The organism is Burkholderia sp. PU8-34, from assembly GCF_053427725.1.
The window spans coordinates 25,970-38,799 of record NZ_JBSAXC010000009.1 but is presented as its reverse complement, the minus strand read 5'-3'; the positions used below and the strand labels follow the sequence as shown (position 1 = coordinate 38,799).

The 12,830-nt window shown below is 63.7% G+C and carries 11 protein-coding genes; all 11 read left to right on the top strand.

The genetic code is table 11. The annotated features are described in order from the left end of the window. The first annotated feature begins 106 nt into the window (after positions 1–106). The 11 genes from ACV22Z_RS21390 (at position 107) to glxR (ending at position 12,805) form a co-directional block, all read left to right on the top strand. Complete coding sequence (locus tag ACV22Z_RS21390) at positions 107–1,327, top strand: pyridoxal-phosphate-dependent aminotransferase family protein (RefSeq protein ID WP_448078283.1); 1,221 nt, start codon at positions 107–109, stop codon at positions 1,325–1,327. After that, positions 1,324–2,106, top strand: a complete 783-nt coding sequence (locus ACV22Z_RS21385) for a 2-keto-4-pentenoate hydratase (RefSeq protein WP_448078282.1) — start codon at positions 1,324–1,326, stop codon at positions 2,104–2,106. Before ACV22Z_RS21390 ends, ACV22Z_RS21385 begins: the two co-directional genes overlap by 4 nt. A 60-nt stretch (positions 2,107–2,166) precedes the next feature. After that, entirely contained in the window at positions 2,167–5,193 is a 3,027-nt protein-coding gene (locus ACV22Z_RS21380) for an FAD-binding and (Fe-S)-binding domain-containing protein (RefSeq protein WP_448078281.1), read from the top strand. A gap of 234 nt (positions 5,194–5,427) precedes the next feature. Next, positions 5,428–6,714: an MFS transporter gene (locus tag ACV22Z_RS21375; protein ID WP_448078280.1), complete on the top strand. Its 1,287-nt coding sequence runs from the start codon at positions 5,428–5,430 to the stop codon at positions 6,712–6,714. A gap of 54 nt (positions 6,715–6,768) precedes the next feature. Further along, positions 6,769–7,551, top strand: a complete 783-nt coding sequence (locus ACV22Z_RS21370) for an enoyl-CoA hydratase/isomerase family protein (protein WP_448078279.1) — start codon at positions 6,769–6,771, stop codon at positions 7,549–7,551. 43 nt (positions 7,552–7,594) lie between these two features. Continuing rightward, positions 7,595–8,800 carry a CaiB/BaiF CoA transferase family protein gene (locus ACV22Z_RS21365; RefSeq protein WP_448078489.1) on the top strand — a complete coding sequence of 402 codons (1,206 nt, stop codon included), beginning with the start codon at positions 7,595–7,597 and terminating at the stop codon, positions 8,798–8,800. 81 nt (positions 8,801–8,881) lie between these two features. Next, entirely contained in the window at positions 8,882–9,112 is a 231-nt protein-coding gene (locus ACV22Z_RS21360) for a hypothetical protein (RefSeq protein ID WP_448078278.1), read from the top strand. Between the two features lie 259 nt (positions 9,113–9,371). Further along, complete coding sequence (locus ACV22Z_RS21355; RefSeq protein WP_448078277.1) at positions 9,372–10,394, top strand: 2-keto-3-deoxygluconate permease; 1,023 nt, start codon at positions 9,372–9,374, stop codon at positions 10,392–10,394. A 16-nt stretch (positions 10,395–10,410) separates the two neighbouring features. After that, complete coding sequence (locus ACV22Z_RS21350) at positions 10,411–10,851, top strand: GlcG/HbpS family heme-binding protein (protein WP_448078276.1); 441 nt, start codon at positions 10,411–10,413, stop codon at positions 10,849–10,851. Between the two features lie 27 nt (positions 10,852–10,878). Continuing rightward, positions 10,879–11,856, top strand: coding sequence for a 2-hydroxyacid dehydrogenase (locus tag ACV22Z_RS21345; RefSeq protein WP_448078275.1), 978 nt, complete (start codon positions 10,879–10,881; stop codon positions 11,854–11,856). Between the two features lie 61 nt (positions 11,857–11,917). Continuing rightward, positions 11,918–12,805 carry a 2-hydroxy-3-oxopropionate reductase gene (gene glxR / locus ACV22Z_RS21340; RefSeq protein WP_448078274.1) on the top strand — a complete coding sequence of 296 codons (888 nt, stop codon included), beginning with the start codon at positions 11,918–11,920 and terminating at the stop codon, positions 12,803–12,805. Positions 12,806–12,830: the final 25 nt, after the last annotated feature.

Genomic DNA, 12,830 nt, shown 5'->3' with positions numbered 1-12,830 from the left:
AAGCACCACGTTAATACTGGGGTTTCCCCTAATAAATCCATGCTTTTCCAGATGGCCGTCATGAGATAAAGTTTTTTGCATGCAAAATTCAAACGAGGAAACTGACATGCTCAAGCTGGACTTCCACCCCGCCGGTCGCCACTTCCTGCAGATTCCCGGGCCGAGTCCGGTCCCCGACCGCATCCTGCGGGCGATGAGCTACCCCACCATCGACCACCGCGGGCCGGAATTCGGCGCGCTGGGCCTGCAAGTGCTCGACGGCATCAAGAAGATCTTCAATACCACGCAGCCGGTCGTGATCTATCCGGCTTCCGGCACCGGTGCGTGGGAAGCGGCCCTGTGCAATACGTTGAGCGCGGGCGACACGGTCCTGATGTACGAGACCGGCCACTTCGCGACGCTGTGGAAAAAGATGGCCGAGAACCTCGGCCTGAAGCCGGAGTTTCTCGGCCTGCCGGGCATCGAAGGCTGGCGGCGCGGCGTGCAGCCCGACATGATCGAGGCGCGGCTGCGCGCCGATACGGGCCACGCGATCAAGGCCGTCTGCGTCGTGCATAACGAGACGTCGACGGGCGTGACGTCGGACATCGCGGCCGTGCGCCGTGCGATCGACGCCGCGGGCCACCCGGCGCTGTTGCTCGTCGATACGATCTCGGGCCTCGCGTCGGCCGATTACCGGCATGACGAATGGGGCGTCGATGTCACGGTCTCGGGATCGCAGAAGGGCTTGATGCTGCCCCCGGGCATCAGTTTCAACGCCGTCTCGCAAAAGGCGCTCGACGCGAGCCGGAGCGCCCGGCTGCCGCGCGCGTTCTGGGGCTGGGCGGAAATCATCGCGATGAACAAGCAAGGCTACTGGCCGTACACGCCGAACACTAACCTGCTGTACGGCTTGTCCGAAGCACTCGACATGATCCTTGACGAAGGTCTCGAGAACGTGTTCGCGCGCCATCAGCGGCTTGCCGCCGCGTGCCGCGCCGCCGTCACCGGCTGGGGCCTCGAGATCCAGTGCGCGGACCCGGCGGTCTACTCGCCCGTGCTCACCGGCGTGATGATGCCCGAAGGGATCGACGCCGACGCCGTGCGCAAGCTCATCTACGAGCGTTTCGACATGTCGCTCGGCACGGGTCTCGGCAAGATCAAGGGGCGCATGTTCCGCATCGGCCATCTCGGCGAGTGCAACGACCTCACACTCATGGCCACGCTCACGGGCTGCGAAATGGGATTGAAGCTCGCCGGCGTCAAGCTCGCCGCAAGCGGCGTGGCTGCTGCAATGGAGCATCTGATGAACCACGTCGCCACGCCGGCACTGAAGGTGGCAGCATGACGGCGCCCTCGGGGTTGTCCTCCCCCGTCGAGGGTCTCGCAAGCCTGCTGGCCGAGGCCCGCGTTCGCGGTACCGTCGCGGCGCTTGCGTCGCTGCCTGAATACATGCGCCCGGCATGTGTCGACGAAGCCTACGCCGTCCAGCACGCCACGCTGCGTGCAATGCGGACGCCCCCCGCAGGCTGGAAAATCGGCTCGAAATCGCCTGACGGCCCGATCCAGGGCGCGCCGTTGCCGGCCACCACTGTATACCGAAGCCCCGTCACGCTTGCGCGCGACGCGTTTCCGAAGCCCGGCCTCGAGCTCGAAATCGCCTTCGTGCTCGGGCGACGCTTCAAGGCGCTCAGCGGGCCCTTGTCCGACGACGCCGTGCTCGATGGAATCGCATCCGTGCACGCGGCGATCGAAGTGGTCGCCAGCCGCTTTTCGGGATGGCCGAACGTCGACAAGCTTTGGCAACTCGCCGATCTGCAGAATCACGGCGCGTTGATTCTCGGTGAAGGCGTGCCCTACGACCCGTGCTATCCATTCGTCGCCCCGGCGATGAGCTTTACGTTCGATTGCAAGGACGTGGTCGACGGCAAGCCTGCCAACCCTGCCGGCGATCCGCGCCGCTTGCCGGGCTGGCTCGTCAGGCACTGCTTGTCCCGCGGACTCACGCTCGAGCCCGGTTGCGTGCTGACGTGCGGTTCTTATACGGGCATATATTTTCCGGGCGAAGCCGGCGTGGCGCGGGGCGTGATCGAAGGGCTGCCTCCCGTCGAGCTGATGCTCGCCTGAGCACGTGCCGCTCCCCTAACGAGCGCCGACCCACGCTGAACCGAACCGGCCGTGACACCAATGCCCACTCCATCATCGCAGGGATTCGTCCGCCCGATCCGTCTGATGCCCACCTCGGCGCGCGCGGCGCTCACACCGCTCGCCGCGCGCCTGGCGAAGGAACTCAGGGGCGACGTGCTGTTCGAGCGCGCGGCACGCGGCCGCTATGCGACCGATGCGTCGATCTACCAGATCATGCCGATCGGCGTGGTCGTGCCGACGGATCAGGACGATCTGCGGCGCGCGCTCGAGATCGCCCGCGACACCGGCACGCCGTTGCTTGCGCGCGGCGGCGGCACGAGCCAGTGCGGCCAGACGGTAGGCGAAGCGCTCGTCGTCGACACGAGCAAGTGGCTGAACCGCATCGTCGATTTCGATAAAGAGGCGCGCACCGTGACGGTCGAGCCCGGCATCGTGCTCGATCACCTGAACGCCTGGCTCAAGCCGCATGGCCTCTGGTTTCCCGTGGACGTGTCGACCGGCGCGCAATGCACGATCGGCGGAATGGCCGGCAACAACTCCTGCGGTTCGCGCTCGCTCAAATACGGGATCATGGTTCACAACGTCGAAGCGATCGACGCCGTGCTCGCCGACGGTCACGAGGCGCGCTTCGCGGCGCTCTCGACGATGTCGGCGGACGCGCGCACGCGCCAGCTCGTCGAAGACGTGCGCCGGATCGCCGTGCGCGAGCGCGACGCGTTGCGCGAGTGCGTGCCGAAAGTGCTGCGGCGCGTGTCGGGCTACAACCTCGACCTGTTCGACTGCCAGAACCCCCTCGCCTACACGACGACCGGCGAGCCGAACCTCGCCCACCTTCTCGTGGGCTCGGAAGGCACGCTGGCCTTCAGCCGCCAACTGACACTCAAGCTCGCACCGATCCCAGCGCACAAGGTGCTCGGCGTTGTGAACTTCGCGTCCTTCCATGACGCGATGGACATGACGCAGCACATCGTGAAGCTCGGCCCGGTTGCCGTCGAACTGGTCGATCGCACGATGATCGATCTGTCGATGTCCAATCCGTCGTTCAGGCCCGTCATCGAGGAGGCGCTCGTGGGTTCGCCGCAAGCGGTGCTTCTCGTCGAGTTCGCAGGCGAGGACCACAGTGCGCAGCTTGCCCAGCTTGCGCGGCTCTCCGAGCTGATGGGCGATCTCGGCCAGCCGGGCTCAGTCGTTGAGATGCCCGATGCCTCGCAGCAAAAGGCGTTGTGGGAAGTTCGCAAGGCCGGCCTGAACATCATGATGAGCATGAAGGGCGACGGCAAACCAGTCTCGTTCATCGAGGACTGCGCCGTGCCGCTCGAGCATCTGGCCGAATACACGCGCCGTCTTACCGAGGTGTTTCACAAGCATGGCACCGAAGGCACCTGGTATGCGCACGCCAGCGTCGGCACGCTGCACGTCAGGCCGATTCTCGACATGCGCCGCGACGGCGCGCAAAAAATGCGAGCCATCGCCGAAGAAGCGGCCGCGATGGTGCGCGAGTACAAGGGTGCGTATTCGGGCGAGCACGGCGACGGACTGTGCCGCGGCGAATGGGTCGCATGGCAGTATGGCCCTCGCATCAACGACGCATTCCGGCAAATCAAGGCGCTTTTCGATCCCGACGGCCGGATGAGCCCGAACCGCATCGTCGATCCCCCGACGATGGACGATGCCGCGAACTTCCGCTTCGCGCCCGGTTATTGCGAACGCCCGTTGAACCCGCAGCTCGACTGGTCGGCGTGGAGTGTGACGCGCGATCCGCTGACGGGTGAGGAAGGCGAGCCGGGCTCGGGCGGCGACCTCACGGGCGGCCTCGCCAGGGCCGTCGAAATGTGCAACAACAACGGCCATTGCCGCAAGTTCGATGCGGGCACGATGTGCCCGAGCTATCGCGTGACGAAGGACGAAGCGCATGTCACACGCGGGCGGGCCAACACGCTGCGGCTTGCCCTTTCCGGTCAACTTGGTGCGCACGGGCTGGCCGGACAAGACGTCAAGGACGCCCTCGACCTGTGCGTGTCGTGCAAGGGCTGCAAGCGGGACTGCCCGACCGGCGTCGATATGGCGCGATTCAAGATCGAGGCGCGTGCGGCGTGGAACGGGCGCCACGGGATGCGCCTGCGTGAGCGCCTCATCGCGTTCCTGCCACGCTATGCGCCTGTCGCGAGCCGCATGTCGGCGCTCGTTGCGACGCTCGAGCGCACGCCGCTGGCGGCGCAATGGATCAAGGCGGGGCTGGGACTCGCCACGCAGCGTTCGATGCCGCGCTTCAAGCGTGCGTTCCTGTCGACGGCGACACAGCCTGCATCTCGCGCCGACGCAGCGAAGGAGGTGCTGCTCTTCGTCGATACCTTCAACAACTACATGGACCCGGAGAACGCCGCCGCCGCGCGGCGCGTGCTCGAAGCGGCCGGCTATGCGGTGCGGTTCAACGTTACCGCCCCGAACGAACGCCCGCTGTGCTGCGGCCGCACCTTCCTCGCGGCGGGACGCGTCGATGCCGCGACGGCCGAGGCCAGGCGCACGCTCGATGCGCTGCTGCCCTACGTCGAGCGCGGCGTGCCGATCGTCGGCCTCGAGCCGTCGTGCCTGCTTTCGCTGCGCGACGAATTCCTTGCCTACGGCTGGGGCGACGAAGCCGTTCGCCTGTCGAAGGCGTCATATCTGTTCGAGGAGTTCCTTGTGCGCGAGAAGCAGGCGCAACGGCTGAACCTTCGGCTCAATGCGCTTCCTCAGACGAAGGCACTTGTGCACGGCCATTGCCACCAGAAGGCATTCGATGCGCTTCGCCCCGTGCAGACGGTGCTCGGCTGGATTCCGGGGCTGGACGTGTCGACGATCGAATCGTCCTGCTGCGGCATGGCGGGAAGTTTCGGCTATGAAGCGGAGCATTACGACGCATCGATGGCGATGGCCGAGTTGTCGTTGCTTCCAGCGGTGCGCAACGCGGGCGATGCGCTGATCGTCGCCGACGGCACCAGCTGCCGCCATCAGATCGACGACGGCGCCACGCGCGAAGCACTGCACGTGGCACGCGTACTCGCGATGGCTTTGAGGGACGGTTGAAGCGTTTCTGCATTTCGATGAACCGCGGAACGCGAAGACGATCCGCACCGAGGACAGGAGACATGACATGAAACGACCCCGCAAGCCCGCCATCCCCTGATTCGCGTTTGCCGGCTGCCGTGTGCTCCGGCCCCGTCGGCGCACCCTGACGAAGCACGGGAGCCCGTTCGCTGCGAGCGCCCTTGCCGGGTTGCGCGCTCGAGCGCACCATCCAACCAAGACTAGGAGACAAGCATGTTTCGTCGTGCCACGATGCGCGTGCTGTTGCTGCTATGCGTGATGTACTTCATCACATACGTCGATCGCGTCAATGTCAGTACCGCCGCGAGTGCGTTCGGCGCCGAACTGCATCTGTCGCATACGCAGGTCGGACTGGTGTTTTCGATGTTCGCCTACCCGTACCTCGTATTTCAGATCATCGGCGGGTGGATCGGTGACCGCTTCGGTCCGCGCCGCACGCTCGCCGTATGCGGCGTGGTGTGGGCAGGCGCCACCGTGCTGACCGGACTCGCCGGCGGCTTCGCGTCGCTATTGGTTGCGCGGCTGCTGCTCGGGCTCGGGGAAGGCGCGACTTTCCCGACGGCGACGCGCGCGATGTCGAACTGGATGCCGGCCGAGCAGCGTGGCCTCGCGCAGGGCACGACCCACGCCGCCTCGCGGATCGGCAACGCCGTCGCGCCGCCGCTGGTCGTCTGGCTCATGGTCGCGACGGGCTGGCGCGGCGCCTTCATCGTCACCGGCATCGTGAGCTTTTTGTGGGCGATGGTGTGGATCTGGTACTTCCGCGACAATCCGCGCGAGCATCCGCGTATCACCGAAGCGGAATGCGCAAGACTTTCCGCCTATTCGGGATCCCTGGAACGCACGCCGACCCCGTGGGGTCCGCTGCTCGTGCGCATGGCGCCCGTGACGGCCGTGTACTTCTGCTACGGCTGGGTTCTGTGGCTGTTCCTGGGCTGGATCCCGCAGTACTTCCTGCACAACTATCACATGGCGCTCGGCAAGTCGGCGCTGTTCGCCTCGGGCGTGTTCTTCGCCGGCGTGCTCGGCGATTGGCTCGGCGGCACGGTCACGGACGCCATCCTGCACCGCAGCGGCAATGTGCGCCTGGCGCGCAACGTGATGGTCGGCATCTGCATGCTGCTCACGCTGCTCTCGCTCGCGCCCATCATGCTGATCTCGAACATGTCGATCACGCTGGCCGCGCTGTGCCTCAGCGGCGGATTCTTCTTCAACGAGATGACGATCGGCCCGATGTGGTCCGTGCCGATGGACATCGCGCCGAAGCATGCGGGTATCGCGAGCGGTGTCATGAATTCGGGCTCCGCGCTTGCCGCGATCATCAGTCCTGTCATCGGCGGCTGGCTGATCGACCGGACCGGCAACTGGAACCTGCCGTTCATCGTATCGATGGCACTGATGGCCATCGGGATCGTGCTGTCGTTCACGATGCGTCCGGACTGCTCGCTCGAGGTCGAGCATCGTGAAGCAACGACAGCGAAAGCCGGCAATCTGGCGTGAAACGGATCGGCTGCGCTTGCGATATGACAATGAACAGCGCGAAGGAGCATTGAAATGAACGAATCCGCCATCGCCATCGAGCGAGATGACACCATCGCGACCGTCATCATCGCTCGGCAGACAAAGCTCAACGCGATGACAAGGCACATGTGGAGCACGCTGGGAGAGGCCATCGAAACGCTCTCGGCCGACGATTCGCTGCGTTGCATCGTCGTACGTGGTGCCGGCGACAAGGCATTTTCGCCGGGCAACGACATCGGCGAGTTCCGCACCGATCGGGCCAATGTGGAGCAAGCGCGGGCATATGGCGCGATCATGCATCGCACGCTCGCGGCACTCGACGCTTGCCGCCACCCGCTCGTCGCGATGATTCACGGCGTGTGCGTCGGCGGCGGCCTCGAAATCGCGGCGATGTGCGATTTGCGCATCTGCGGCGAATCGAGCCGCTTTGGCGTGCCGATCAAGCACCTCGGGCTCGTGATGGCGCATGCGGAACTCGCGGGGCTCGTTCGGCTCGCCGGGCCTGCCGTGGCGCTCGAGATCCTGCTCGAAGGGCGCATCTTCGATGCGGCCGAAGCGCTCGCCAAGAGACTCGTGACGCGCGTCGTCCCCGACGGCCAGGTAACGGCACACAGCTACGAGACGGCGCGCCGCATCGCCAATGGCGCGCCACTCGTTGCGCGCTGGCACAAGCGATTCGTGAAACGCGTCATGGATCCGACACCGTTGTCGGCTGCCGAGCGCGACGAGGGCTTCGCCTGTTTCGGGACCGACGATTTCCGCACGGGTTATCAGGCATTCCTCGATAAAGTCCAACCGCAATTCAAGGGACGTTGAAGTGAAACAGACCGAGACGACCGGCACGGGACCGCTTGCCGGCATGCGCGTGATCGAGCTCGCGCACATCATGTCGGGGCCGATCTGCGGGATGATGCTTGCGGATATGGGCGCGGACGTCATCAAGGTCGAGAAGATCCCCGACGGCGACGATTGCCGGCGCTTCGCGCCGATTCTCGAGGGCGGCGAATCGGCCTCGTTCATGATCGTCAACCGCAACAAGCGCGGCATCGCACTGAATTTGAAGACTACGGGCGGACGAGAGGTGCTGCGAATGATGCTCGCGACGGCCGACGTAGTCACCGAGAACTACCGTCGCGGCACGATGGAAAGGCTCGGCATGGGGTACGAGACGCTCAAGGCTGCGAACCCCGGGCTCGTCTACTGCGCGATTTCGGGGTTCGGCCGCAGCGGGCCGATGGCCGACAAGGGCGGTTTCGACCTGATCGCCCAGGGCATGAGCGGCCTGATGAGCATGACCGGCGAGCCGGGCCAGGCACCGATCAAGGCGGGCTCGCCGGTTACGGACATCAACGCCGGGATCCTCGCGGCGCTCGGCATCTGCGCCGCTTATGCGGGCAAAGCGAGAACGGGGCGCGGGCAAATGGTGGATACGTCGCTATTCGAAGCGGGTCTTCAGCAAATGTACTGGGCGTTCGCCAACTATTTCGCCGACGGCACGGTGCTGCCGAAGGCGGGTTCCGCCAATCCGACGAGCGCGCCCTATCAGGCGTTTCGAACACGGGACGGCTGGATAAACATCGGTGCAGCCAACCAGGGCAACTACGAGCGGCTCGTCGACGTGCTGCAGATACCCGGGCTCGCCGACGACGAACGATTCCGCACTAACGCCGACCGCATGAAGCACCGCGCGGCGCTCGTGGAGATCCTGGGCATCCGGCTCGTCGAGCGGACCACGGACGAATGGCTCGCGTGCTTCGACGAAGCCGGCTTGCCAAGCGGGCCGGTCCTCGAAGTGCCCGAGGCTGCCGCTCACGAGCAGGCGATTGCACGCGGCATGATCGTCGAAACGGCGCATCCCGTCGCTGGACGCGTGCGAGGCCTCGGCCTGCCGATCCATTTTTCCCACGGGTGTGAAAAGCCGTCGCGGCCGGCACCTCTCCTCGGGCAGCATACGGCGCAATTGCTGCGCGAATACGGGTTCGACGACGAACGGATTCGAGGACTCGAGAAAGAAGGCGCGATCTTCGGCCGCGAGATGCCCGTGGACCATTCGACGGCGGCGTAGCAAAACGGTGCTTGCGCTCGAGCGCAAGCACCGCTGATGTGCTCGACCACGCGCGCTTGAGCCATACGGTGTCCACGGGCCATGCCCGAACGCGGATGCCTGCAGAGCGTTGAAGCGCGCACACGCACAAGCGGCACCGATGTCCGCAAGCTGACGCTTGAGCGGCTGCAAAGCGCGCGCACCGGTGCGGTGGCGAACGCGCCCACCATGCCGCACTGCGGCAATGCCACGACATTCCGGCCCTTCGTCGCGCCATCGCCGCGCCTGCCCGGCCATCGGGCGTTTCAGTGCGTTGAGTCGATACCACCCTGAATCGCCGAATATTGAATGCAAAATCCATTCCATAAGTCCTCAACCTAGCTCCAGAAAATGGTTGCACGGATCTTCTGAGTCGACGAGACCGTCTCTTGATAAGGCTTTCGTATCGAATCAGGGTTTACGACACATTGCATGCCCACACAAAGTCATCATATAACATGATCGTGTTTTGCATGCAAAATGCACATTGCGAACGACCGAGCAGGCTGAGACGTTGTGGCCGAGATGAAGTGCTACCAAGGAGACAGTAGCGATGCGGATCTATCAGTTCATCAACAAGGTGCCGGGCGGGATGATGGTGGTCCCTCTTTTCGTCGGGATGCTGATCAATACCTTCATTCCGAACGCGCTGAAGATCGGCGGGTTCACACAGGCGCTGACCAACCAGGGGTATCCCACGATTCTCGCGATGTACCTGTTCACCGTCGGCACCAAGATGACCTTGCGAGCGGCGCCCAGCATGCTCAAACGCGGATTCGGCATCCTGTTTGCGAAGGTGGGCATTGCCGTGCTGATTGCCCTCGCAATTGCTCATTTCTTTCATGGGAGTGTGCTGGGTCTCAGCACGCTCGCCGTTCTGGCCGCAATGAACGACACGAACGGAGGCATGTTTCTCGCGCTGACCAGCACCTTCGGCAACAAGGAAGATTCCGGCACTTACGTCGCACAGAGTATCGAGACGGGGCCGTTCGTCACCATGATCGTCCTTGTCGGTGCGGGTTTGGCGAACATCCCGTGGCTGACCATGTTGTCGGTCATTGCACCGATCTTTGCGGGCGCGATATTCGGCAATCTCGACAGCGAGTTGCGCGATTTCTTCGGCAAGCATGAACCGTTGATCGTCCCGTTCATGGCCTTCACGCTTGGCCAGGGGATCAATCTGAAGTCGGTATTCGCCGCGGGTGTGCCGGGCATCGTGCTGGGGGTAGCGGTATTTGCGATTACCGGCATCGTCTGCGTTTTTGCCGACCGGGTGCTGGGCGGCTCGGGCGTGGCCGGCGCTGCCGCGTCGAGTACCGCCGGCAACGCAGCGGGCACGCCGCAGGCGATTGCGCTGGCGGACCACTCATATGCGGCGATCGCACCGGCCGCCACCATCCAGGTGGCCGCATCAGTGATCGTGACGGCGGTGCTGACGCCGATCCTGACTGCCTGGGTGTTCCGGAGAGCGCAAAAGAAACAGGCGCTGCTTCATGGGCACGCTGCTGCCCATGAAGCAGCGCGACGCGATGATGAGCGTGACGCTCTGTCGCTGATCGGTTCCATCGACAAATGAACGAAAGGCAAAGGCAGTGGAAAACCTGAAACTCGAACTGGTGCGGGCGCTTCTCGCATATGCAGTCGACAACGCGAGCAAGGCATTCGACAAACCGGTATGCATCTCGGTCTGCGACGGCCACGGCTTTCTGGCCGGCTTTTTCCGGATGGACGGAGCGCCCGTGCGCAGCATCCAGATATCGCAGCAAAAAGCCTATACGTGCGTCCGCATGGGCGTGACGTCCGTCGCGCTTCTCGACCGCCTGCGGCAGGAAAACATTCCGCTCAGCTACTTCTGCGATCCGCTGCTGACTGCATTGCCAGGCGGCGCAGTGCTGACCGACCGTCAGGGGCGCATGAGCGGTGCAATCGGCGTCAGCGGCCTCGCGCCTGCCGACGACCAGGCCTTGGCCGATGAACTCGCCCGCTTCGGCGCTCGATATCCGTTGCCGGACGACGCGCAGCAAGGCAGTTGAGCCTGATCCTTACTTTGAGAGCAATCCATGAAACGAGCCAATATTTACGTCACGCGCATGATTCCGCAGCAAAGCATCGATGATCTGCGTCAGTTCCATGAAGTGGAAGTGAATCCGCATGATCGTGCACTCACGCGCGACGAACTTTTGCAGGCGGTGCGGGGCCGCGACGCCGTGATTACCCTGCTGACCGACACGATCGATGACGACGTGATCGATGCCGCCGGCCCGCAATGCAAGATCTTCGCGAATTACGCGGTCGGATTCAATAACTTCGACCTCAAGGCAGCTACCCGGCGCGGCGTGATCATGACCAACACGCCAGGCGTGCTCGACGACGCCACCGCCACGCATGCATGGGCGCTATTGCTGGCGAGCGCGCGACGCATCTCCGAATCCGAACGCTACGTGCGCGACGGCAAATGGCAAGGCTGGTCGCCGATGGCCTTTCTCGGCCAGGACGTCGATAACAAGACGCTCGGAATCGCCGGCATGGGTCGAATCGGAGCAAAGTTCGCGCGCAAGGCAGCCGCATTCGACATGAAGGTGATCTACACCGACGCCCAGCGCAATGCGGAAATCGAACGGCAGGTCGGTGCGACCTTCGTCGACAAGGAATCGCTGTTGCGGGAGTCCGACTATCTGTCCCTGCACCTGCCACTCACGCCCGAAACACACCACTACATCGGCGCGCCGGAATTGGCGCAAATGAAGCGAACGGCGATCCTGATCAATGCCGCCCGTGGGCCACTCATTGACGAAAAAGCGCTCGTCGCCGCGCTGCGCGACAAGATGATCTTCGGAGCTGCGCTCGACGTCTTCGAGAACGAACCCGATCTCGAAAGCGGATTGACCGATCTCGACAACGTGGTCCTGGTGCCGCATATCGCGTCTGCGACGACCGAAACCCGCATTGCCATGGGCAACATAGCAATCGGCAACGTCATCAGCGTACTCAAAGGCAAAAAGCCGCAGACCTGCGTCAATCCCGAAGTGCTGCTGTAGGCAATGCGGCGATGCGTTGCCGATATCGACGATGTAAAACACTCATTGAAAAGGTAATGTGATGGCAAACGTTGGATTTATCGGACTAGGTATTATGGGCGCGCCAATGGCAGCGAATCTGCAGCGAGGCGGTCATCAATTGTTTGTGCACGATCGAAATCGGCCTCCCGCGGGATTGATCGAGAATGGCGCAACGCTGTGCGAGTCGGGTCGTGCAGTCGCACAGCATGCCGACGTTGTTATCGTGATGGTGCCCGACACGCCGCACGTGGAAGCCGTGCTGTTCGACGAAAACGGCGTGGCAAGCGGCCTCGGTGCCGGGAAGATTGTGGTCGACATGAGTTCGATCTCGCCGATCGCGACGAAAGCGTTCGCCAGAAAAATCAACGAACTGGGATGCCAGTACCTGGACGCTCCGGTTTCTGGCGGCGAAGTGGGTGCCAAGGCCGCCTCGCTCACCATCATGGTCGGCGGCCCCGATGACGCGTTCGAGAAGGTCAAGCCGCTGTTCGAGCTGATGGGCAAGAACATCACGCTGGTGGGCGGCAACGGCGATGGGCAAACGACCAAGGTTGCAAACCAGATCATCGTCGCCTTGAACATTCAGGCAGTCGCGGAAGCGCTGCTGTTTGCGTCGAAGGCCGGTGCCGATCCTGCGAAGGTGCGACAGGCCTTGATGGGCGGCTTTGCGGCGTCGCGCATCCTCGAAGTACATGGTGAGCGGATGGTCAGGCGCACGTTCGAACCGGGTTTCCGGATCGAGCTTCATCAGAAGGATCTCAACCTCGCGTTGCAAGGCGCCAAAGCGCTTGGGGTTTCCCTTCCCCATACTGCATCTGCGCAGGAACTGATGAATGCATGTGCCGCACACGGCATGAGCAAGCTGGACCATTCGGCGCTCTGCCGTGCAATCGAATTGCTTTCCATGCACGAGATAGCCGGCGCCTGATGCACCTGCGGTCCGCGATGGACGG

What these genes read in the sequence shown, in the direction of transcription:
- ACV22Z_RS21355 (WP_448078277.1), top strand. Translation starts at nt 9,372, where the DNA reads ATGCGGATCTATCAGTTCATCAACAAGGTGCCGGGCGGGATGATGGTG.
- ACV22Z_RS21380 (WP_448078281.1), top strand. Translation starts at nt 2,167, where the DNA reads ATGCCCACTCCATCATCGCAGGGATTCGTCCGCCCGATCCGTCTGATG.
- ACV22Z_RS21385 (WP_448078282.1), top strand. Translation starts at nt 1,324, where the DNA reads ATGACGGCGCCCTCGGGGTTGTCCTCCCCCGTCGAGGGTCTCGCAAGC.
- ACV22Z_RS21390 (WP_448078283.1), top strand. Translation starts at nt 107, where the DNA reads ATGCTCAAGCTGGACTTCCACCCCGCCGGTCGCCACTTCCTGCAGATT.
- ACV22Z_RS21375 (WP_448078280.1), top strand. Translation starts at nt 5,428, where the DNA reads ATGTTTCGTCGTGCCACGATGCGCGTGCTGTTGCTGCTATGCGTGATG.
- ACV22Z_RS21365 (WP_448078489.1), top strand. Translation starts at nt 7,595, where the DNA reads ATGCGCGTGATCGAGCTCGCGCACATCATGTCGGGGCCGATCTGCGGG.
- ACV22Z_RS21360 (WP_448078278.1), top strand. Translation starts at nt 8,882, where the DNA reads ATGCCCGAACGCGGATGCCTGCAGAGCGTTGAAGCGCGCACACGCACA.
- glxR (WP_448078274.1), top strand. Translation starts at nt 11,918, where the DNA reads ATGGCAAACGTTGGATTTATCGGACTAGGTATTATGGGCGCGCCAATG.
- ACV22Z_RS21345 (WP_448078275.1), top strand. Translation starts at nt 10,879, where the DNA reads ATGAAACGAGCCAATATTTACGTCACGCGCATGATTCCGCAGCAAAGC.
- ACV22Z_RS21370 (WP_448078279.1), top strand. Translation starts at nt 6,769, where the DNA reads ATGAACGAATCCGCCATCGCCATCGAGCGAGATGACACCATCGCGACC.